Here is a 20765-nt window from a genome sequence, read left to right as displayed (position 1 = left end):
AATATGGTACCGAATATTGTTTCGGTTTCGTTGATTTAATTGACGAACTTTCTTGAGTGCAAGTCGACTAGATTATCACAAAGTGCATTGCCCGTGAGATAGATATCTGCAATATAATGTACGCCTAATGGATCATTTTAGGAGCGATATGAAATACCCAATTAATGAAATCTTTCAAACGTTACAGGGAGAAGGCGTTTTTACCGGTGTTCCTGCGGTATTTATCCGCTTGCAGGGCTGCCCAGTCGGATGTAGCTGGTGTGATACCAAACAGACTTGGGATAAGGAACCCGCAAAGGAATCCACATTGGGTGATATTGCGTTAAAGACACAAGATAATGATTTATGGGCGATGGCAGATGCTGAAGCTTTAATTCAGTTAATGCAGCAAAGTGGTTATACGGCGAAGCATATTGTGATTACGGGGGGAGAACCTTGTATTTACGATTTAAACCCATTAACAGAGACACTAGAAACCAATGGTTTTCAATGCCAAATTGAAACCAGCGGAACTTATCCTATTCTCTGTACGGAAAAAACGTGGGTCACGGTATCGCCAAAAGTAGGGATGAAAGGGGGATTGAAAGTACTGAACCAAGCGGTAGATCGTGCTAATGAAATAAAGCATCCAGTTGCCAGAGAAAAAGACATTGAAGCTCTTGACCAATTATTAGCAAGACGAACAAATAATGCGCCTCTCATCGTAGCATTACAGCCCATTAGCCAAAAAGTATCGGCGACAAAATTATGTATTGATACCTGTATTCAACGTAATTGGCGTTTATCCATTCAAACGCACAAATATTTAAATATTCAATAGCCGAACTGCATTATCTAGCTGTCGGTTTCCCCCACAGCTAGATAAACTTATTGCATATTATTTATCACAATAAATTATTCACCACGATAAACGCAGCCGGCATTACAGGTTTCTTGAACGGTTACTGCGCTTAATAATGGCAGCAGCGGTTTAACTTGTTGCCAAATCCAGCGAGATAATACTTCACTGGTTGGATTTTCTAACCCTTCAATGTCATTCAGATAATGATGATCTAGTCGCTCATAGATAGGTTTAAAGGCACTTTTCACATCAGCGAAGTCGATAATCCATCCCGTATGAGCATCAACGTCTCCGGTAATTTCTAAGCGCACCATGAAAGAATGACCATGTAGGCGGCCACATTTATGACCCGCAGGAACATGTGGAAGTTTGTGGGCGGCTTCGAATTGAAAATCTTTATAGATAGTTGTGCTCATAAGTTTCTCCTTACTCATATTTAGTAGCGTATTCTACTGTTATTTTCATTCAATATGTCGTTATTTATCGATTTCTTATTAACCTTTTTAATAGATATTCATCATCGAATATTTTCTTTAGGATTTTTAGCTATTAGTTATGGCTAGAGTTTCTTATATTCCTGTCAATAGCTGTTATAACCTTTATCAATATATGGAATAGATAAAGGTTTTGATTTTACTTTTAGGCTATTCAATGACGGATCACGTTGGAGTGACAAAATAAATGCAAAACAAGCAACCTCCATTATCGGCATTACCGATTTCTACTGAACAATTGGGACGTTTACAAACTGTCGTGGGGGATTTCTCTACTCATCAACTTGCGTGGTTATCGGGTTATTTATGGGGAATGGTAAATCCAAATAATGGCGTTAGTGAACAAGCTCAAGCTATTATTCCCCCTCAAGAGACCGTGACAATTATCTCGGCATCCCAAACGGGGAATGCTCGCCGTTTAGCTGAACAGCTCAGAGAGCGACTAATCAATGAAAAAATCAATGCCAATCTGGTAAATGCTGGGGATTATAAATTCAAGCAGATTAACCAAGAAAAAGTCTTGATTGTGGTGGCTTCAACCCAAGGTGAAGGGGATCCTGCGGAAGAGGCTGTTGCGTTACATAAATACCTATTTTCGAAAAAAGCCCCGAATCTAGGAACTACCCAGTATGCCGTATTTTCACTCGGTGATTCTTCTTACGAACATTTTTGCCAAGCAGGTAAAGACTTCGATACGCAATTAGCGCAATTGGGTGCTAGTCCATTATTGGCTCGAGTTGACGCAGATGTAGAATATCAAGCGGTAGCAAATTCATGGCTTGATGAACTGACCCACATTCTCAAAGCCAGAGTGCCCGCTCAATCTGAAAGTCAGTTAGTGAGCGCACAGTCTGGCAGTATCAATCAGCTAGATTCCTCCCCTTATACAAAAACGGCGCCACTGACGGCGACCTTATTAAACAACCAAAAAATTACCGGGCGTGGTTCGGATAAAGATGTTCGCCATATTGAAATTGATTTAGGGGATTCAGGGTTACGCTATCAGCCCGGAGATGCGCTGGGCGTTTGGTTCGATAATGACCCAGCCTTAGTCGATGAAGTGATTGAGTTGCTATGGTTGAAAGGAAATGAAGAGGTTTTTATTGGTCAGCAACGTCATTCCTTGCGTGATGCGTTAACGTACCAGTTAGAGCTAACTCAAAACACCCACTTGATTGTGGAAAAATATGCACAACTATCTAAAGATGACAGCTTACTGGCATTAATTAGCGATAAATCCGCGATGATGCAATATGCGCAAACTACACCGATCGCCGATATGCTTCGACAAGCAGCCGCTCAGCCAAAGGCTCAAGAATTTATCGATATTCTGCGCCCATTAACCCCTCGTCTATATTCAATTTCCTCTTCGCAAGCGGAAGTGCCTGATGAAGTACATGCCACGGTGGGGGTTGTTCGTTATGAGATTGATGGTCGTCCAAGAACCGGGGGAGCATCAGGATTCTTAGCTGATCGCCTAAATGAAGGTCACGAACTGCGCGTGTTTATCGAACACAATGATAATTTCCGTTTACCAACCGACCCTAATACGCCCGTTATCATGATTGGCCCAGGAACTGGAATCGCACCATTCCGTGCATTCTTACAGCAGCGAGATAATGACGGCGGTGAAGGCAAAAATTGGCTGTTCTTTGGTAACCCTCATTTTGTGGATGATTTTTTATATCAAGTGGAATGGCAGCGCTACGTTAAAGACGGTTTACTGACGCAGATTTCGTTGGCGTGGTCTCGGGATCAAACACACAAAGTATATGTCCAAGATAAGCTACGTGAACAAGGTCGCGAGGTATGGGATTGGCTACAAGAGGGTGCGCATATTTATGTGTGTGGCGATGCCAATCGCATGGCAAAAGATGTCGAACAAGCGTTATTGGATATCATCAGCGAACACGGTCACATGGATGAAGAGCTGGCGGATGATTTTTTAAGTGAGCTGCGTGTAATGCGCCGTTATCAGAGGGATGTTTATTAATGAGCAATCAATATAAAACAGATGCGTCCAACCCACCGTTAGTGGTTGAGGGAAAACTCGCAGACAGCGAGCGCATGAAACAGCAAAGTAACTATTTGCGAGGCACCATCAAAGAGGACCTGAAAAATGGTTTAACGGGTGGCTTTGAGGGTGACAACTTTTTACTCATTCGCTTTCATGGCATGTATCAGCAAGATGATCGCGATATTCGTGCCGAACGTGCGGAACAAAAATTAGAACCTCGCCATGCCATGATGCTGCGCTGCCGCTTACCGGGGGGAATTATTAGCCCCAAACAGTGGCTCGATATTGATAAATTTGCCACTGAACAAACTCTGTATGGCAGCATTCGCATTACTAACCGGCAGACATTCCAATTTCATGGCATCTTGAAAGGGGATGTGAAACCGGCTCATCAAATGCTCAGTCAGGTTGGATTGGATGCGTTAGCAACGGCAAATGATGTGAACCGTAACGTTCTATGTACCTCAAATCCGGTGCAGTCGGAGTTACATCAGCAAGCCTATGAATGGGCAAAAAAAATCTCAGAGCATTTATTACCGCGAACCACCGCTTATGCTGAAATTTGGCTAGATAAAGAAAAAATCGTCACCACAGATGAAGAGCCCATTCTCGGGGAAACGTATCTGCCAAGAAAATTCAAAACCACGGTTGTGATCCCACCGCTTAATGATGTGGATCTTCACGCCAATGATATGAATTTTGTTGCTATTGCGGATCAGGGGCAATTGGTTGGATTTAATGTGCTGGTGGGTGGCGGTTTAGCCATGACGCATGGGGATACCAATACTTATCCACGTTTAGCCAGTGAATTTGGTTTTATCCCACTGGAGAAAACCTTAGCGATAGCCGAAGCCATTGTGACGACCCAGCGAGATTGGGGAAACCGTACCGAACGGAAAAATGCCAAAACCAAATACACCCTTGAACGTGTTGGTGTCGACGTATTTAAGCAGGAAGTTGAGCGACGTTCAGGGGTAACATTTGAACCGATTCGCCCCTATCAATTTACCCATCGAGGGGATCAAATTGGCTGGTTAAAAGGCATTGATAACCGCTGGCATTTAACCTTATTTGTGGAAAATGGTCGTTTGGTTGATCTGGCGGATAAACCGTTAAAAACGGGGGTTGCTGAGATTGCTAAGATCCACAAAGGTGATTTTCGCTTAACCGCCAATCAAAACTTAATTGTGGCAGGTATCGCCGAAGAAGATAAAGTAGTGATTGAGCAGATAGCCCAAGCCCATGGATTAATGAGCCCGTCAGTGACTCGCCAGCGGGAAAATTCAATGGCATGTGTTTCTTTCCCAACGTGCCCATTAGCCATGGCAGAAGCTGAACGCTTTTTACCTGAATTTACGACGCAAATTGACACTATTATGGCGGCGCATCAGGTGGCAGATGAGCATATCGTCTTGCGGATTACGGGATGCCCGAATGGCTGTGGGCGCGCCATGCTAGCGGAAGTCGGGCTGGTGGGTAAAGCCAATGACCGATATAACTTACATCTTGGCGGTAACCGTATTGGAACCCGTATTCCACGGATGTACAAAGAAAATATTACGAGTGCAGAAATTCTCTCAATTTTGGACACCTTAATTGGACGCTGGGCTGTAGAGCGCCAGTCTGGGGAAGGCTTCGGGGATTTTTTAATCCGCGTAGACGTGATCAAGCCGGTGATGAATTCTGCGGTGGATTTCTATGAGGTTAAGGAGGCGGTATGAGCCGACTTCAATTAGCGCAAATTCAAGCGTTAGCACCAGCAGAGCAAACTGCGTATTTAGCTAATTTCAATCAACAGCTGGAATTAATGAATGCCACCCAGAGGATCGAATGGGCGGTAGATCATTTACCGGAAGAATTTGTTTTATCTTCCAGTTTTGGGATTCAGGGGGCGCTCACCTTACATATAGTGACCCAAGTGATACCCAATATTCCGGTGATTTTAACGGATACTGGCTATCTATTCCCTGAAACTTACCAATTTATTGAGCAACTGACTGGGCGGTTAAATTTAAACCTTAAAGTGTATCGCGCTCCACTCACGCCCGCATGGCAAGAAGCGGTCAATGGGCAATTATGGACTCAGGGTGTTGAAGGTATTGAACGCTACAACCAACTCAATAAAGTGGAGCCAATGGAACGAGCATTAAGAGAGTTGCATGCCCAAAGCTGGTTTTCGGGATTGAGACGGGAGCAATCTACGAGCCGCTCATCGTTACCTGTGCTCAATATAGGGCGCGGCATTTTCAAAATTTTACCCGTGATTGATTGGAACAATAAGGATGTTTATCAGTATTTCACCCAGCATAATTTGCCTTATCACCCATTATGGGAAAAAGGGTATTTATCTGTCGGTGATACACATACCAGTCGACCGTGGGAACCCGGAATGAGTGAGGAAGAAACGAGATTCTTTGGCTTAAAGCGCGAATGCGGGCTTCATGAGAATTAAAATCTGTTAATGAAATTTTGAGTATTTCATTAAAATAATTAGTTACTTGCTTTACTAATAAATAGAAATCAAATTTATTTGTGTAATAACAAAGGGATACTTTTATTTAAAACAAAAGTATCCCTTTACTGTTTTTTATTATTAATTATTGGTTTTTTATTATCAAATCATGTTTGTTTTACTGAAAATAAGCCTGATTTACGTGATTTTATCGATTTTATTTAGCTTATGCCTTTCCGTTCCTATTCATGCCTTTTTGTCATTTCAAAGGCGCTCATTCAAGCCATATAGTCAATTTCAATACGCTTATAATTAAAAAGTCAGATGGAAGTGATATATGGATTACTTACCCTTATTTGTGAATTTACGTGATCGCAAAGTCGTGCTAATCGGTGGTGGGCATGTGGCTGAACGCAAAGCTGAGCTTCTACTCAAAGCGCATGCATCGCTGGTGGTGGTTTCCATTGAGTTATGTGAGTCATTGCAAACCGCTTATCAGCAACAGCAGCTGGAATGGTTACAAGCTTCATATCAACCAGAGCATCTTGATGAGGCTTATTTGGTGATTGCCGCAACGGATGATCAGGCTTTGAATGAGAAAGTTTTTCATGATGCGCAGCAACGACGAATTTTTGTCAATGTTGTGGATGATCAGCCGCTGTGTTCATTTATCGTGCCATCAATTATTGATCGTTCGCCAGTGGTCATTGCTATTTCATCCGGTGGCACAGCCCCTGTTTTAGCCAAATTAATTCGAGAAAAACTGGAAGCCATGTTACCGCCATCATTAGGCAAAATGGCAGAAATTGCTGGGCGTTGGCGTCAGCGAGTCAAACAAAGCTTAACAGGGTTAAGAGAGCGCAAGCGTTTCTGGGAGCACAGTTTTAGTGGGCGGTTTGCCTCCCTTGTGGAAAGTGGGCAACTGAGTGAAGCCGAGCTGCAACTTGAGAAACAGCTTTCTGAGGCAGATAGCCAAGGAGAGTTAGTGTTAGTGGGCGCAGGGCCTGGAGATGCGGGATTATTGACATTGAAAGGCTTGAGGGTATTACAAAGTGCCGATGTGGTGCTGTATGACCATTTAGTCAGTGCCGACATTCTCGATTTGGTTCGCCGTGATGCCGATAAAATTTGTGTGGGAAAACGAGCTGGAAATCACAGTGTTTCCCAAGAAGAAACCAACCAATTGATTGTGAAATATGCGCAGCAGGGCAAAAAAGTGGTGCGCTTAAAAGGTGGCGATCCCTTTATTTTTGGGCGGGGTGGTGAAGAGTTACAAGTAGCAGCGCAAGCGGGGATCCCATTCCAAGTCGTTCCCGGAATAACCGCAGCGATTGGTGCCGCGGCTTATGCAGGAATTCCGCTGACTCATCGTGAGCATGCGCAAAGTATTACCTTTATTACAGGGCATTGCCGCAGCGAAGGCGCTGAATTGGACTGGCAAGCATTGGCGCGCAGTAATCAAACGTTGGCGATCTATATGGGAACGGTCACCGCGGCCAATATTCGCCAACAACTTATTCAGTATGGACGCCATCGAGAAACCCCCGTTGCGGTTATTGGTTGTGGTACCCGCCAAGAGCAAAAGGTGGTCACCGGACAATTGCACGAATTGGAGTCCTTAACGTTACAAGCACCGGCTCCCGCTCTCATCGTCATTGGTGAAGTCGCTGCATTACATCAACAGCTTGCGTGGTTTGGTCCGCAATCAGAAACCATCCAATGGCGCTCAGCCGTGCTGGAATTGGCTTAATCGAGGAGTATATTGTGAACGAAAAAACATTAACCCACCTACAGCAATTAGAAGCGGAAAGTATTCATATTATTCGGGAGGTTGCTGCCGAATTTACTAACCCTGTGATGCTGTATTCAATTGGAAAAGACTCTTCGGTCATGCTGCATCTTGCACGCAAAGCATTCTATCCGGGGAAAATTCCATTCCCATTATTGCATGTGGATACCGGATGGAAATTTCGTGAAATGTACCAATTTCGTGATGCAACGGCAGAAAAATACGGTTTTGAACTGTTAATTCATCGAAATCCGGAAGGGGAACGCCTCGGTATAAATCCATTTGTTCATGGTAGCGCCAAGCACACAGACATCATGAAAACAGAAGGATTAAAACAAGCGTTGGATAAATACGGTTTTGATGCAGCTTTTGGTGGTGCAAGGCGCGATGAAGAAAAGTCACGAGCCAAAGAGCGAATTTACTCTTTCCGTGATCGCGCCCACCGTTGGGATCCTAAAAATCAGCGCCCTGAACTGTGGCACAACTACAACGGCCAAATTAATAAAGGGGAAAGTATTCGCGTTTTCCCTCTCTCTAACTGGACGGAACTCGATATTTGGCAATATATCTATTTAGAAAATATCGATATTGTTCCGCTCTATTTTGCAAAAGAACGCCCTGTGCTGGAACGCGATGGCACATTAATCATGGTCGATGATGCGCGTATTGAACTAAAGCCGGGAGAAGTGATCGCTAAGAAGAATGTGCGCTTTAGAACCCTGGGCTGTTGGCCGCTAACGGGGGCGGTGCGTTCGAATGCACAAACACTCCCAGAAATTATTGAAGAGATGTTGCTGTCCACAACCAGTGAGCGCCAAGGGCGTTTAATTGATAGCGACCAATCCGCCTCCATGGAGCAAAAAAAGCGCCAAGGCTATTTTTAATCACAGGGTTAAGGAGCAATATCATGGCTGAACTGGCTTATAACGACACTATCGCCCAGCAGATACAGCAGCAAGGTGGGGTTGAAGCATATTTACTGGCTCAACAGCATAAAGGGCTTTTACGCTTTTTAACCTGTGGCAATGTGGATGATGGGAAAAGTACACTCATCGGGCGTTTACTCCATGACACACAACAGATTTATCAAGATCAACTCTCGGTTTTACAAAGTGACAGTAAACGAATTGGAACACAGGGCGAGAAGCTCGATCTGGCTTTGCTAGTGGATGGTTTAGCGGCTGAGCGAGAGCAGGGGATCACCATCGATGTGGCTTACCGCTATTTCTCCACGGAAAAACGCAAATTTATTATTGCCGATACGCCGGGGCATGAACAATATACCCGCAATATGGCAACCGGAGCCTCAACGTGCTCGCTGTCTATTTTGTTGATCGATGCTCGAAAAGGGGTACAAGAACAAACTCGACGCCACAGTTTTATTAGTACGTTGCTCGGTATTCGTCATTTGATCGTGGCGGTAAATAAAATGGATCTGGTGGATTATAGCCAGCAGGTATTCGATAAAATCCAACAAGATTATCAACATTTTGCCCAGCAACTTCCCGTCGATTTAAACGTCTGGTTTGTCCCGATCTCTGCACTGGATGGGGATAATATTGTTAACCCAAGTCGTCATTTACCTTGGTATCAAGGGGAAACGCTACTTTCGTTACTGGAAAGTGTACAAGTCACTCAAACAGCCGCAGAGCAGCCATTACGTTTCCCTGTTCAATATGTTAATCGCCCAAATTTAGACTTCCGTGGGTACAGTGGAACCCTTTCCTCGGGAATTATCCGCGTCGGACAAAAAGTGAAAGTGTTGCCATCGGGTGTGGTTTCAACGGTGAAACAGATAGTCACTTTCTCCGGGGATCTTGCTAGTGCAGTGCCCGGGGAAGCTATCACGGTAGTACTTAACGATGAAATTGATATCAGCCGTGGCGATTTGATTGTCGCCGAAGATGAAACTCTACAAACCAGCCAGCATGGGTTGGTTGATGTGGTTTGGATGTCAGAGCAGCCTTTAGTGCAAGGCCAACAATTGGATATTAAAATTGCAGGTAAACGCAGTCGCGGTAAAGTCGAAAATATTCAATACCAAGTGGACGTCAATAATTTGACGCAAAAAGTCGCAACCGAGCTGCCGTTGAACGGTATTGGCTTAGTGGAGTTTTCTTTTGATGAGCCTTTATTGTTAGAAAACTACCAAAGTAATGGGGATACTGGTGGAATGATCCTGATTGATCGACTGACAAATGTCACGGTGGGGGCAGGGTTAGTTCGTGAGCCTCAATCTTCTGATCAAGTTTACCCTAGCGAATTTAGTCAGTTTGAAATTGAACTGAATCAGTTGATTCGTCGACATTTCCCACATTGGGGCGCTAGAGATGTGCTAGGTGGGAAATAAAGCCATGAACTCGATTAACCAAATAGTTTGGCATCCACATGTTGTAACCCGTGAATTAAGGGAAAAACACAATGGACATCAAGGGGCTGTTTTATGGTTTACGGGGCTATCAGGCTCAGGAAAATCAACACTAGCGGGAGCGGTTGAAAGTCAGCTAGCCAATCTGGGAGCTAAAACGTATTTATTGGATGGCGATAATATTCGCCATGGATTGTGTCGTGATTTGGGGTTTAGTGACGCGGATCGACAAGAAAATATTCGCCGAATTGGTGAGGTTGCTAAATTAATGGTTGATGCCGGTTTAATTGTTGCGACGGCATTTATTTCCCCTTATCAATCTGACCGTCAAAAGGTGCGTGAATTGTTCCAGCCAGAACAATTTTTTGAACTGTATGTGGATACGCCAATTGCGATTTGCGAGCAACGGGATCCTAAAGGCCTGTATCAACAAGCGCGAGCAGGGAAAATTCAACAATTCACAGGAATCGATTCCCCGTACCAAGCACCAGAAAATCCGGAATTGCATCTCGATGGTCAGCAACCGATTGACACGTTACTGATGCAGGTTTTGAGTCTACTTCAACAGAAAAATATCATTCCAGAGTTAAATTGATTTTACTTAAATATCATCCTTTTCTACATTTAAAGGAGATTTGGATGATATTTAATCTCTTCTAGCGCGAACAATTCTGACTTTTTAAGACAATATATGCATCGCAGTAGCGTCACGCGCTCAGTTATGGGATGATTAGCAAATCATTTCAGGGGGCAGAATGGGTAAATTAACGCTACTATTAATTGCGATATTAGCATGGTTACAATATTCCTTATGGTTAGGTAAAAATGGCATTCATGATTATGTCAAAGTTAAGGATGACGTTGCCGCACAGGAGATTGTCAATTCGCGCTTAAAACAGCGTAATGAGCAGCTATTTGCTGAAATCAATGATTTGAATGATGGTCAGGATGCTATTGAAGAACGCGCACGTAGCGAATTAGGCATGGTAAAACCTGGGGAATCATTCTATCGAATGGTCAAAGAGCGCGCCAACCCACCCTCATCCCAATAATCATCATGTTGGATGGGCGATACCCATGAGCCTGATAATTTCTGATGTAAGATTCGAATAATGACAAATCCAATAAGTTCAAGCGCCACTTCCATTGTGGCACTCATTCCCGCTGCTGGCGTGGGAAGCCGCATGAATGCGGACTGCCCAAAGCAATATCTCACTGTGGCAGGGAAAACCATTATTGAACACACCATTGATACCTTGCTACGTAATCCCCACGTGCAGCGTATTGTGGTTGCATTGAGTGCGGAAGACGATTATTTTCAGCACCTTGAAATCGCTAAAGATCCTCGAGTAATTACCGTTATTGGAGGAAAAGAGCGAGCCAATTCTGTTTTAGCGGGGTTGAACTACCTTGCTAAGCAAGCCGATTGTATGAATGCTTGGGTATTAGTGCATGATGCCGCTCGCCCATGTCTTCACCAAGATGACTTAAACACGATTATCCAGCTAGCAACCCAACGTGATTGTTGTGGTGGAATATTAGCGGTACCTGTCCGCGACACGATGAAACGCGGGGTAAGCGGAGAGAAAAATATTTCTCATACCGTTGAACGAGATGCGCTTTGGCATGCATTAACGCCACAATTTTTCCCATTATTGTTATTACGTGACTGTCTAGATAAAGCCTTGAAAGAGAATGCCGTGATCACCGATGAAGCTTCTGCGCTTGAACATTGTGGTTATCAACCTATGTTAATCGCAGGACGAGCCGATAACTTAAAGGTCACCAGACCTGAAGATTTGGCTCTTGCGGAGTTTTATCTTTCAAGAATGAAATCATAAGGAAAAAAAATGAGAATCGGACACGGTTTTGATGTACATAAATTTGGTGGTGAAGGCCCGATAGTGATCGGTGGTGTAAGAGTTCCTTACGAACAAGGGCTTATCGCTCATTCGGATGGTGACGTAGTATTGCACGCCATTACTGACGCAATTTTAGGCGCAGCAGCATTAGGCGATATCGGTAAATTGTTCCCAGATACCGATCCTGCGTACAAAGGTGCCGATAGCCGTATTTTATTGAGAGAAGCCTTTTGCCAAGTGCGCAAAAAAGGCTATTTGATCGGTAATATCGATGTGACGATTATGGCACAAGCGCCAAAAATGTTACCTCATATCCCGCAAATGCGCGTCAATATTGCAGAAGACCTTGAATGCCATATGGATGACGTCAATGTCAAAGCCACCACCACAGAACAGCTAGGTTTTGTCGGTCGTAAAGAAGGGATTGCTTGCGCAGCGGTCGTTCTACTCATCAAAGATAATAGTAATGAAAGTTATGAATGTTCAGTACCTGCATGGTAAACCTCTCTCTTCAGGGGTTTTAAAAAGTATTCCTGAAGATTTCGTGGTTAAAGAAGAACTCGGTTTTGAGTTAGATGGTGACGGCGAACATGTGATGGTTCGCGTTGAAAAAATTGGATGTAATACACTATTCGTTGCGGAACAATTGGCAAAGTTTGCTAAAATTTCTGCAAGGGCGGTCAGTTATGCGGGATTGAAAGATCGGCATGCCGTTACCGAACAGTGGTTTTGTTTGCAAATGCCGGGGAAAGAAACGCCCAATTTTGCTCTGTGGCAATTGGAAGGTTGTCGCGTATTAGCGGTGACGAGACAGAAACGTAAATTGCGTATTGGCGCCCTGAAAGGGAATCAATTCGAAATCACGTTGCGAGATATTTCGAATTCAGATGATGTGGAACTCAGGCTACAAAAAGTGGCTGAGTTTGGCGTACCCAACTATTTTGGGGAGCAACGTTTTGGCCGTGGTGGACAAAACTTGGTGCAAGCACGTCGTTGGGCAAACCAAGAAATTAATGTGCGAGAAAGAAATAAGCGCAGTTTTTACCTGTCTGCCGCGCGTAGTGCTATGTTTAATGAAGTTGCCAGTGCAAGAATCGAAAGCAACAGCGCTCAGAATGTCATGTTGGGGGATGCACTTCAATTGACTGGGCGTGGAAGTTGGTTTGTCGCAACCGCAGAAGAGTTAGCGGCATTACAGGGAAGAGTTGAATCCTCGGAGCTCAGTGTGACTGCGCCACTACCGGGTGATGGTGAGCTAGGAACTCAAGACGATGCGCTTGCTTTTGAAACTCAATGCTTGGAAAGTTATCAGCCGTTTATGGCATTAATGAAAAGTGAACGCGTTTCGCCAGCAAGAAGAGCGGTGCTTATCAAGCCTCAAAATTTACAATGGCAGTGGCTGGATGCGTCTACCGTGAAATTACAATTTTTTCTTAATTCCGGTAGCTTTGCGACCAGCGTAGTGCGAGAAATTATCAATCAGGATTGTGTTGATGCTGAAAATATTATTGAGTAATGACGATGGTGTTACTGCACCGGGAATTCAAACATTGGCTGCTGAATTGCGCAAATCTTATGATGTGCAAGTGATTGCGCCTGACCGCAATCGTAGTGGTGCCTCAAATGCATTAACATTAGATAAACCTCTGAAAATTCAAACATTAGAGAATGGTGATTTGGCAGTTCAAGAGGGAACACCGACAGACTGTGTTTATATCGGCGTGAATAAAGTCGTGCGTCCACGCCCTGATATTGTGGTTTCCGGTATCAACTGTGGCCCGAATTTAGGGGACGATGTTATTTATTCCGGTACGGTAGCGGCAGCCACAGAAGGACGTCATTTAGGCTTGCCTTCGATTGCGGTTTCTTTAGATGGTGATGTGCATTATGAAACGGCAGCTAAGGTCACTAGCGATGTTCTGAAAATGCTGCAAAAAAATCCACTACGAGCAGGAAATATCTTGAATATCAATGTACCGGATATTCCTTATGATGAAATTAAAGGCATCAGAGTGACCCGCTGTGGTAGCCGTCATGCCGCATCAGAGGTTTATAATCTCGAAGATCCTCGTGGAAACATGCTGTATTGGTTGGGACCTGTAGGTGAAATTCGTGACGCGGGACCGGGAACAGACTTTGAAGCGGTACAAAATGGTTATGTATCAATTACCCCATTGCAGGTAGACCTGACATCCTATAAGGCTCAGTCTGTAGTGGAAGAGTGGTTAGATAAGTCAGGAGTGAAGGTAAAATGAAAATTGGGCTCATGAAAGAACTGCTGGTACAACTTCGCCAACAGGGAATTCACGATGAGCGCCTATTAGACGCTCTCGCGCTCGTTCCACGTGAACGATTCGTTGATGAAGCGCTATCTCATAAAGCCTATGATAATATCCCATTACCGATTGGTCATGGGCAAACCATTTCACAACCTTATATTGTTGCCAAAATGACCGCCTTACTCTCAGTTAAACCAACAGATCATATTCTGGAAATCGGGACAGGGTCGGGATACCAAACGGCGGTGCTTGCTCACCTTGCAGAGCATGTTTATTCAGTCGAAAGGGTGAAAAGCTTACAGTGGACAGCTAAGCGTCGCTTTAAGTTGCTCGATTTACACAACATTTCAACTCGTCACGGTGATGGCTGGGAAGGCTGGCTGTCAAAAGGTCCTTTTGATGGCATCATTGTGACAGCCGCACCTAGCGAAATTCCTTCATTACTGTTGAGCCAATTGAAAGACGGTGGGCGGTTAGTATTACCTGTAGGTGATAAAGATCAGGCGCTGAAATTGATTACTCGTCGCGGTAACGATTATCACACTAATGTCATCGAAAAAGTCCGTTTTGTTCCCCTGATTGCCGGCGATCTAAGCTGATAAATCATTAATTCAAATCTGATGTCTAACAGGCTAGAGTCACCTTGAAAATAAACGTCACCAATAGCCGTTTATTGATGAGTTTATCTAGCCTAATGATATTTGAATTACTCTTAATATGATATTTTACCTATTTAAATGGGATGATTTCGCTCACATGGTTAAGTGATAATCTCAATTTGTTATATTTTTGATACATTTAACTTGTCCATTATTTTATATTTCTGCTTTAATAAGCGAAATATTTTAAGATACCTATATCTATTAGGCATTATTTGCATTTAGTCCTTTAGCTTCAGGTCAGACTTTTCTTCACGGGAGAAGAAATATGAAAATTGTTAGCCCTATAAGTAAAATTCGATGGGCGGTTATCTTTTCATTTAGCGGTGCTTTATTAGCGGGATGTTCTACGCCATATCATCCAGCAGCACCGATTTCGAGTGTGAATGATGGTGGTTCTAGCCAACAATCAGCATCAAGAACTGTACCTAATTCTCCGTCTAATAACGGAATGAGTACGGCGATGCCTTCAGACAGACCTAATTTGTCCTCTAATGGCTCGATGGGGAATTCAGCTTCCCGCACTGTGTCGACTAACGGTGAAGGTCGTATTGTTTATAATCGTGATTATGGAAGTATTCCGAAAGGTAGCTATAACGGGAATACCTATACCGTTCAGCGTGGAGACACATTATTTTATATCGCCTATCTAACGGGTAATGATTTCCGTGAGTTAGCATCGAAAAACAATATTTCGGAGCCTTATAGCTTAAATGTTGGTCAGGTGATAAATATTGGTAACACAAATGTGAACTCGAACACGCAATTGGCATCAAATAGTCAGCAGAGAGCGGTTGATCTTCAACCAACTAGTGGGTATCCTGAAAATAGTAGTGGGCAAAGTTCAGGTAAGATGTTGCCAAATAATAAGAAACCAGTATCAACGGTTTCTACGACAACAACTAGCCCAACTACGACTACAACAACCGCAGCAACTGGAAGTAGCACCAATAACTCGTCGATAAAATGGCGTTGGCCTGCTGATGGGAAGATGATTGAAGGCTTCTCTGATTCACAAGGCGGGAACAAAGGTGTTGATATCGCAGGTACTCGTGGCCAGTCGGTCATAGCGTCTGCTCCAGGTAAAGTTGTATACGCAGGCAACGCACTGCGTGGATATGGAAATCTTATAATAATAAAACATAACGATGACTACTTAAGTGCTTATGCACACAATGATACATTGCTTGTGCGCGACCAACAGGATGTTGCTGAAGGTCAAAAAATAGCCACGATGGGTAGCACCGGTACAAGTTCGGTTCGCTTACATTTTGAAATTCGTTACAAGGGAAAATCAGTAAACCCGTTGCGCTACTTACCGCAGCGATAAACTGGGCGGAGTGCTTTCACATTCCGTCCTCATTATCTTGGGTCGGAGTGACTGATGAGCCAAAGTTCGCTGAAAGTTAACGAGTTGTATAATGACCTCGATGAAAATGCGATGGATGACGCATTTGATGAGAGTCAATTTAAAGAAGAGGATCTAGTTTCCGAGCAGGATGAAGAAACGGACTTACTCCAAAGCACGAGTCAACGTGTTTTGGACGCAACCCAAATTTATCTCAGTGAAATTGGATTCTCTCCGCTCCTCACAGCAGAGGAAGAAGTTTTCTATGCTCGTCGAGCGCTTCGTGGTGATATCGCATCGCGTCAGCGTATGATAGAAAGCAACCTTCGTTTAGTCGTAAAAATTTCTCGTCGTTATAATAATCGAGGACTAGCCTTACTCGATCTGATAGAGGAAGGAAATCTAGGTTTGATTCGTGCAGTAGAAAAATTTGATCCCGAGAAGGGATTCCGTTTTTCAACTTACGCAACATGGTGGATCCGTCAAACTATTGAACGCGCCATAATGAACCAAACCCGTACTATTCGCCTTCCGATTCATATCGTTAAAGAACTCAATATCTACCTTCGTACGGCACGTGAATTAGCCCAAAAGCTGGATCATGAACCAAGCCCAGAAGAGATAGCTGAGCAATTAGATAAACCTGTTGAAGATGTCAGCCGAATGTTGCGCCTAAATGAGCGTATTACTTCCGTTGATACGCCGATTGCAGGGGATTCAGAGAAGTCATTGCTTGAAGTATTATCTGATGATAATGATTCAGGACCTGAGAACACGATCCAAGATAACGACTTAAAAGAAAATATTGTTAAGTGGTTATATGAATTAAATCCGAAACAGCGGGAAGTTTTAGCGCGTCGGTTTGGATTATTAGGCTATGAAGCGGAGACTCTGGAAGAAGTTGGGCGCGAAATTGGGCTCACACGTGAAAGAGTTCGTCAAATTCAGGTCGAAGGTTTAAGACGTCTTAAAGATATTTTACAAGGTGAGGAATTAACGCTGGAAGCGTTATTCAATATGTAGAACTGCTGTGTTTGAATCTAAAACCCCTGTTATCATCGATAACAGGGGTTTTTCTATTATAATGTGTGAATCAATTAAACGGGTACACCACTGTGAAACTTGAAATCATCATCAGGGGCTAAGATTAATTGCGCTTCGATTTCTCCGTAGAATTTGACTCGTTCTGAGATATCTGTTTTGCTAACTAATTGAGCTAGCTGAAGATAATCTTGATAATGACGGGCTTCAGAACGTAATAGAGAGGTATAAAAACTCGCTAACTGTTCATCTAAATGAGGCGCTAATTTTGCAAAACGTTCACACGAACGCGCCTCAATATAGGCACCAATAATCAGCTTATCGACGAGAGTTTTAGGGTCACGAGGATCTAAATGGCTGAATAGCCCCTTAGCATAGCGACCTGCGCTGATCCCATCGTAAGGAATATTTCGTTCATGCATAATTTCCAATACTTGGTAGAAATGGTGCAATTCTTCTTTAATCAATAGCACCATTTTATCAATTAAATCTTGGCTATAGGGGGAATTTTTCTTCGCCAAAATATGTTTGGAAACCTGATTTTTATTTTTTAGCGTGTGAACATCACCAATTCGATCATAAGCAAAAGACTCATAAGGCTTAAACCATTCTAAAAGAATGGCGGCACTTTCTTTATCTACGGCATATTTACGGATCAAAAACATGGCACTTTGCGCAGCTTTTAATTCGCACAGTAGATGGTCTTTTAAGATAATGGGCAGATTTTCAGGCTGACTTGCTTTGTGGATCCACGCATTCGGGGTTTCACAATGCAAAAATTGCTTAATCGGTGCCAAAAGTTCTGCGTACTCATCCATATTATTTATCCATTTCCTTCAAGCGATATAACCATTCAAGGGCTTGGCGTGGAGTTAACTTATCAGGGTCGATTTCATTTAACGCCACTAATACGGGGGACGGTTCCTCTTCGACAATGTCAAGGAAGTTTAATTGAGCGCTATCCACATGGCTGGTATTCGCATTATTTGAAATAACCTCAAGCTCTTTAAGCTTCTGTTTTGCGCGCTTGATCACCTCTTTAGGCACACCAGCGAGGGAAGCTACCGCAAGACCATAACTTTTACTCGCTGCTCCTTCTTGAACATTGTGCATAAAGGCGATGGTATCACCATGTTCAATGGCATCGAGATGAATATTTACAGCCCCTTCAAGCTTTTCAGGCAATGTAGTGAGCTCAAAATAGTGAGTGGCAAATAGGGTCATCGCTTTGATGCGATTAACTAAGTTCTCCGCACAAGCCCAAGCGAGTGATAAACCATCATAGGTTGAGGTTCCGCGGCCAATTTCATCCATCAAGACTAAACTGTGTTCCGTTGCGTTATGCAAAATATTAGCAGTTTCCGTCATCTCCACCATAAAGGTTGAGCGCCCAGAAGCGAGGTCATCAGATGCGCCAACACGAGTAAAAATACGGTCAACGGGACCAATTACGGCTTTGCTGGCAGGGACAAAACTCCCAATATAGGCGAGCAATGTAATCAGCGCAGTTTGGCGCATATAGGTACTTTTACCACCCATATTGGGCCCCGTAATAATCAACAAACGGCGCTGTGGAGAAAGGGATAATGGGTTAGAGATAAACGGTTCACTCAGAACGCGCTCTACAACGGGATGACGACCTTCTGTGATCTGAATTCCCGGTTTGTCCGTGAGTTGAGGGCATGCATAACCTAATGTTTCGGCTCGCTCGGCTAGGTTAGCCAGTACATCTAATTCAGCAAGCGCTTCTGCGCTAGTTTGCAGTGCCGCCAAATGTGGCAGCAGCATATCGAACAACTCATCATAGAGCGCTTTTTCGATGGCGAGAGCTTTTCCTTTTGACGTCAGAACTTTGTCTTCATATTCTTTCAGTTCAGGAATAATGTAGCGCTCGGCATTTTTCAGCGTTTGGCGACGAACATAGTGGATCGGTGTTAAATGGCTCTGACCGCGACTCACTTGGATATAGTAGCCATGTACCGCGTTATAGCCGACTTTTAATGTATCGATTCCCAGTTTTTCTCGCTCACGAATTTCTAAGCGGTCAAGATAGTCGGTTGCTCCATCGGCTAATGCGCGCCATTCGTCGAGTTCGCTATGATAGCCAGGGGCAATCACACCACCATCCCTAACTAACACTGGCGGCGCTTCGACAATCGCTTTCTCTAACAGACTTTGCAGTTCATCAAATTGCCCAATGCGTGTTTGTAGTGTTTGTAAATAACCACAGTCAGACTGTTCAAGGATTTGGTGAATATCATGATATTGCTGGAATGCATGACGCATGTGAGTGAGATCACGGGGGCGAGCTGAGCGTAATGCTAAACGTGCAAGAACGCGTTCAAGGTCGCCAATTTGGCGTAGAAATGGCTGCAATTCTAATCCACACTCTTGCAATGCCCCGATGGCTTGTTGGCGATGAGTAAGCACATCAATATTGCGTAGTGGAGTGTGTAACCAGCGTTTCAGCATTCGGCTACCCATAGGGGTCACACACAGGTCTAGGATTGCCGCTAGCGTGTTCTCTGTTCCGCCTGCGAGGTTTTGAGTTAGCTCTAAGTTGCGACGTGTTGCCGCATCTAAAATAACATTATCATTCTGTTTTTCCATGATAATGCTACGAATGTGGGGGAGCGAAGTACGTTGGGTATCTTTAACGTATTGCAGTAAACAACCTGCGGCTCTTAGGGCTTTATGGGCATTTTCAACACCAAAGCCAATCAGATCTTTGGTACCAAATTGCAAGCCTAATTGCTGTTTCGCTGTGTCTAATTCAAACTCCCAGAGTGGGCGACGACGTAAGCCTTTACTGTGTTCAATTAATGGCATGCTGGCAAAATCTTCGGGATAGAGTAATTCCGCAGGTCGAGTACGTTGAAGCTCTGCTTTTAATGACTCTTCATCGTCGATTTCACTGATAATAAATCGCCCGGAAGTGATATCTAAGGTCGCAAAACCGTAGCCCTGAGCATCTTGCCAAACAGCGGCTAATAGGTTGTCTTGGCGCTCATTTAATAACGCTTCATCAGTAATCGTACCCGGAGTTACAATTCGCACAACTTGACGTTCAACGGGACCTTTGCTGGTGGCAGGATCGCCAATTTGCTCACAAATAGCGACGGATTCGCCCATCTGCACTAATCGCGCTAAATAGTTTTCTGCCGCATGGTGAGGAACCCCCGCCATTGGAATGGGTTGCCCAGCAGATTGACCGCGTTTAGTGAGGGAAATATCCAATAATTGAGAGGCTTTTTTGGCATCATCAAAGAATAATTCGTAGAAATCCCCCATACGATAAAACAGCAAAATATCCGGATGTTGAGCTTTAAGTTTTAAATACTGTTGCATCATTGGTGTGTGGGATTCGAAATTTTGTTTTTCTGTCATTTTTTTAACTTGTTGAATATTTGATGTATTTATGGGCTTTTGACTTTCGGCGTAAACGTTATTTTATCTTGTTGTTAGGGTGAATTCGCGGAAAGTTGAAAGGGCATTAGCGACCCTAATAGTAGCCCAGTTAAGGGTAAACTTGTACTGCTAATAACGGGGAATTTACCTCGCAATGTTATTGCGTGGTGAGTTGAGTTACATGAGTTGAAACCGTTATGCCAATTA

The 20765-nt window shown here is 43.8% G+C and carries 19 protein-coding genes; 16 read left to right on the top strand and 3 right to left on the bottom strand.

All coding sequences use genetic code 11. The features are described 5' to 3' along the window. The first annotated feature begins 148 nt into the window (after positions 1-148). The gene (gene queE / locus PROVRUST_RS12685) at positions 149-820 is read left to right on the top strand and encodes a 7-carboxy-7-deazaguanine synthase QueE (RefSeq protein ID WP_039855204.1); all 672 of its coding nucleotides are present in this window, start codon (positions 149-151) and stop codon (positions 818-820) included. 74 nt (positions 821-894) lie between these two features. Here queE and queD read toward each other — a convergent pair whose 3' ends face one another. Continuing rightward, on the bottom strand, positions 895-1257 hold the full coding sequence (queD, locus tag PROVRUST_RS12680) for a 6-carboxytetrahydropterin synthase QueD (protein WP_039855201.1): 363 nt from the start codon (positions 1255-1257) through the stop codon (positions 895-897). A 265-nt stretch (positions 1258-1522) separates the two neighbouring features. Here queD and cysJ point away from each other — a divergent pair, with 265 nt between their 5' ends. The 15 genes from cysJ (at position 1523) to rpoS (ending at position 17132) form a co-directional block, all read left to right on the top strand. Next, entirely contained in the window at positions 1523-3328 is a 1806-nt protein-coding gene (gene cysJ / locus PROVRUST_RS12675) for an NADPH-dependent assimilatory sulfite reductase flavoprotein subunit (protein ID WP_006815240.1), read from the top strand. Beyond that, positions 3328-5073, top strand: a complete 1746-nt coding sequence (cysI, locus tag PROVRUST_RS12670) for an assimilatory sulfite reductase (NADPH) hemoprotein subunit (protein ID WP_006815239.1) — start codon at positions 3328-3330, stop codon at positions 5071-5073. Before cysJ ends, cysI begins: the two co-directional genes overlap by 1 nt. After that, positions 5070-5804 (top strand): phosphoadenylyl-sulfate reductase, encoded by a 735-nt coding sequence (locus PROVRUST_RS12665; RefSeq protein WP_006815237.1) that lies wholly within the window; start codon positions 5070-5072, stop codon positions 5802-5804. The genes cysI and PROVRUST_RS12665 overlap by 4 nt, the downstream gene beginning before the upstream one ends. A 337-nt stretch (positions 5805-6141) precedes the next feature. Further along, positions 6142-7554, top strand: a complete 1413-nt coding sequence (cysG, locus tag PROVRUST_RS12660) for a siroheme synthase CysG (RefSeq protein WP_006815235.1) — start codon at positions 6142-6144, stop codon at positions 7552-7554. Between the two features lie 14 nt (positions 7555-7568). Then, entirely contained in the window at positions 7569-8477 is a 909-nt protein-coding gene (cysD, locus tag PROVRUST_RS12655) for a sulfate adenylyltransferase subunit CysD (protein WP_039855456.1), read from the top strand. Positions 8478-8500: 23 nt separating this feature from the next. Then, positions 8501-9943, top strand: coding sequence for a sulfate adenylyltransferase subunit CysN (gene cysN, locus PROVRUST_RS12650; RefSeq protein ID WP_006815233.1), 1443 nt, complete (start codon positions 8501-8503; stop codon positions 9941-9943). Positions 9944-9947: 4 nt separating this feature from the next. Further along, positions 9948-10556: an adenylyl-sulfate kinase gene (gene cysC, locus PROVRUST_RS12645; protein ID WP_039855454.1), complete on the top strand. Its 609-nt coding sequence runs from the start codon at positions 9948-9950 to the stop codon at positions 10554-10556. A gap of 160 nt (positions 10557-10716) precedes the next feature. Next, positions 10717-11013 carry a cell division protein FtsB gene (gene ftsB, locus PROVRUST_RS12640; RefSeq protein ID WP_006815231.1) on the top strand — a complete coding sequence of 99 codons (297 nt, stop codon included), beginning with the start codon at positions 10717-10719 and terminating at the stop codon, positions 11011-11013. A gap of 60 nt (positions 11014-11073) precedes the next feature. Continuing rightward, entirely contained in the window at positions 11074-11802 is a 729-nt protein-coding gene (gene ispD / locus PROVRUST_RS12635) for a 2-C-methyl-D-erythritol 4-phosphate cytidylyltransferase (RefSeq protein WP_006815230.1), read from the top strand. Between the two features lie 9 nt (positions 11803-11811). Beyond that, positions 11812-12324, top strand: a complete 513-nt coding sequence (ispF, locus tag PROVRUST_RS12630) for a 2-C-methyl-D-erythritol 2,4-cyclodiphosphate synthase (RefSeq protein ID WP_006815229.1) — start codon at positions 11812-11814, stop codon at positions 12322-12324. Continuing rightward, positions 12290-13339 carry a tRNA pseudouridine(13) synthase TruD gene (gene truD / locus PROVRUST_RS12625; RefSeq protein WP_006815228.1) on the top strand — a complete coding sequence of 350 codons (1050 nt, stop codon included), beginning with the start codon at positions 12290-12292 and terminating at the stop codon, positions 13337-13339. Before ispF ends, truD begins: the two co-directional genes overlap by 35 nt. After that, on the top strand, positions 13317-14078 hold the full coding sequence (surE, locus tag PROVRUST_RS12620) for a 5'/3'-nucleotidase SurE (protein ID WP_006815227.1): 762 nt from the start codon (positions 13317-13319) through the stop codon (positions 14076-14078). The genes truD and surE overlap by 23 nt, the downstream gene beginning before the upstream one ends. Further along, complete coding sequence (locus tag PROVRUST_RS12615; protein ID WP_006815226.1) at positions 14075-14701, top strand: protein-L-isoaspartate(D-aspartate) O-methyltransferase; 627 nt, start codon at positions 14075-14077, stop codon at positions 14699-14701. Before surE ends, PROVRUST_RS12615 begins: the two co-directional genes overlap by 4 nt. A gap of 328 nt (positions 14702-15029) precedes the next feature. Beyond that, positions 15030-16091 carry a murein hydrolase activator NlpD gene (nlpD, locus tag PROVRUST_RS12610; protein WP_039855197.1) on the top strand — a complete coding sequence of 354 codons (1062 nt, stop codon included), beginning with the start codon at positions 15030-15032 and terminating at the stop codon, positions 16089-16091. Positions 16092-16145: 54 nt separating this feature from the next. Next, positions 16146-17132, top strand: a complete 987-nt coding sequence (gene rpoS, locus PROVRUST_RS12605; protein ID WP_006815223.1) for an RNA polymerase sigma factor RpoS — start codon at positions 16146-16148, stop codon at positions 17130-17132. A gap of 74 nt (positions 17133-17206) precedes the next feature. Here rpoS and miaE read toward each other — a convergent pair whose 3' ends face one another. Together miaE and mutS are read right to left on the bottom strand one after the other, a co-directional pair. Beyond that, positions 17207-17968, bottom strand: a complete 762-nt coding sequence (gene miaE / locus PROVRUST_RS12600; protein WP_006815222.1) for a tRNA isopentenyl-2-thiomethyl-A-37 hydroxylase MiaE — start codon at positions 17966-17968, stop codon at positions 17207-17209. A gap of 1 nt (position 17969) precedes the next feature. Further along, a complete protein-coding gene (gene mutS / locus PROVRUST_RS12595; RefSeq protein ID WP_006815221.1) occupies positions 17970-20537 on the bottom strand; it encodes a DNA mismatch repair protein MutS in 2568 nt (855 codons plus the stop codon). Positions 20538-20765 lie beyond the last annotated feature (228 nt).

The organism is Providencia rustigianii DSM 4541 (genome assembly GCF_000156395.1).
Classification (GTDB): domain Bacteria; phylum Pseudomonadota; class Gammaproteobacteria; order Enterobacterales; family Enterobacteriaceae; genus Providencia; species Providencia rustigianii.
The sequence above is the reverse complement of the archived record's forward strand: the minus strand, read 5'-3'. Positions and strand labels throughout refer to the sequence as shown.